The organism is Sphingomonas endophytica (assembly GCF_001476895.1).
Taxonomy (GTDB): domain Bacteria; phylum Pseudomonadota; class Alphaproteobacteria; order Sphingomonadales; family Sphingomonadaceae; genus Sphingomonas; species Sphingomonas endophytica_A.
On sequence record NZ_LDTB01000072.1, the window covers coordinates 1 to 1,925 of the forward strand.

Annotated in this window: 2 protein-coding genes; both read right to left on the minus strand. The window is 68.2% G+C overall.

Features of this window, described 5'->3' with window-relative positions:
• Window positions 1–216, minus strand: a 216-nt coding sequence (locus NS334_RS14815) for an agmatine deiminase family protein (protein ID WP_193753117.1), incomplete at its 3' end; no start/stop codon positions are given.
• A gap of 13 nt (window positions 217–229) precedes the next feature.
• Window positions 230–1,876 (minus strand): M28 family peptidase, encoded by a 1,647-nt coding sequence (locus tag NS334_RS14820; protein ID WP_058756732.1) that lies wholly within the window; start codon window positions 1,874–1,876, stop codon window positions 230–232.
• Window positions 1,877–1,925: the final 49 nt, after the last annotated feature.

Here is a 1,925-nt window from a genome sequence, read left to right on the forward strand (position 1 = left end):
GAACGGCGCGCGCGCGCGCGCATCGGTGGCAGCCTCCTCGTCGGCGGCGACCAGCAGCACGGTTTCGCCGCGCCCGTCGGCATGGACGGCGCGCGCGAAGGCCGTCACTTCGTCACGCGCCTCGTCCAGATCGTCGAGCCACAGGTCGGGATGGCTGGGATAGCCGATCCAGACGGCGGCGTGTGGCGCCCATTCGGGCGGCGGGGTCTTGGTCATCATGCTGCCTCTCTTACTGCGTTGCCGCCGACGCGCGGCTCTTGTCGCGGATCGCGCGGAATTCGTCGCCGGCTACCCAGTTCGGCCATCGATCGCCCTGCGCCAGCGCGCGACCGATGCCGTAATAGAGTTGCACGTCCCTGACGGTGCCGGCCCAGTTCCAGTTCGGGTCGTATTCGTCCTTCGGCCCGTGGTAGCGATGCTCCTCATAGTCCTTCGCCGCCGCCGCGCCCGCCGCCTTGCCGCCGGCGACCAGATCGTCGCCGCCGTCGAAGTAGATCATCGGCACGCCGCGCTTGGCGAGGCTGAAATGGTCGGAGCGATAGTAGAAGCCCTTTTCCGGGGTCGGTTCCATGCTGGCGACGCGGCCCTGCAGCTTCAGCGCCGCCTCCAGATATCCGTCGAGATCCGACTTGCCCTTGCCGACCACCACGACGTTCTTCGCCGGCCCGGCGAGCGACAGCGCATCCATGTTGACCCCGCCGACCGTCTGCGACAGCGGATAGACCGGGTTGGCGGCATAATATTCGGAGCCGAGCAGCCCGCTTTCCTCGCCCGTCACCGCCAGGAACAGCTGACTGCGCGCCGGTGCGCCGGCCTTCACGTTCGCCTCCGCCAGCGCGACCAGCGCGGCGACGCCGGTGGCATTGTCGATCGCGCCGTTGCAGATGTCGTCACCGTCGGGCGCGGCCTCGCAATGGCCGAGATGGTCCCAATGCGCGCTGTAGAGGACGTAATCGTTCGGGCGCTGCGTGCCGGGCAGGATGCCGATCACGTTGCGCGACCGGTGGCGGCGCACCGCTTCGTCGAACGCGATCGAGGCGGTGACGCCGGCCAGCGGGCGGCCGTGAAAGCCCTTGCGCTTCGCCGCCGCGCTCAGCGCGTCGAAGTCCAGCCCCTCGCGCTCGAACAGCTTGCGCGCCTGCGCTTCCTGCATCCAGCCGATCATCGCGCTGGCGCCGGCGTGGTTGTCGGCGGCGTCGGCGACCTGCTGCGCACCGGTCCAGCTCGACTGCACGACGTTCCAGCCATAAGCGGCCGGCGCCGTCTGATGCACGATGATCGCGGCGGCGGCGCCCTGGCGCGCGGCTTCCTCGTATTTGTAGGTCCAGCGACCGTAATAGGTCATCGCGCGACCGTTGAAGGGGCCGGTCAGGCCCGGGGTCTGCCAGTCGGGATCGTTGACCAGGATCAGCACCGTCTTGCCGCGCACGTCCAGCCCGGCATAGTCGTTCCAGCCCTTTTCCGGCGCGTTGATGCCGTAGCCGACAAAGACGACGGGCGAATCCTTCACCTCGATGCGGGGTGCGATCCGCCATGTGCCGGCCACCATGTCCGGACCATAGGCGAGGCTGAGCGGTTCGCCCGCGCCCTTGAAGACCAGCGGCGAGACGTTGCGCGCGGTCAGTTCGACCAGCGGCACGTCCTGATACCAGCTACCCTTGTTGCCCGGCTTCAGCCCGGCGGCGGCGAAGCGTTTGGCGATATAGGCGACGGTCTTCTCTTCCCCAGCGGTGCCGGGCGCGCGGCCTTCATACGCGTCCGACGACAATTCCTTCGTCACGTCCTTCAGCGTCTGTTCGGAAATCGGCGCAGACCGTTCCCTCCGTGCCCACCGCGCCGATTTCCGAACAGACGCTGAAGGACGTGACGAAGGAATTGTCGTCGGACGCGTATGAAGGCCGCGCGCCCGGCACCGCTGGGGAAGA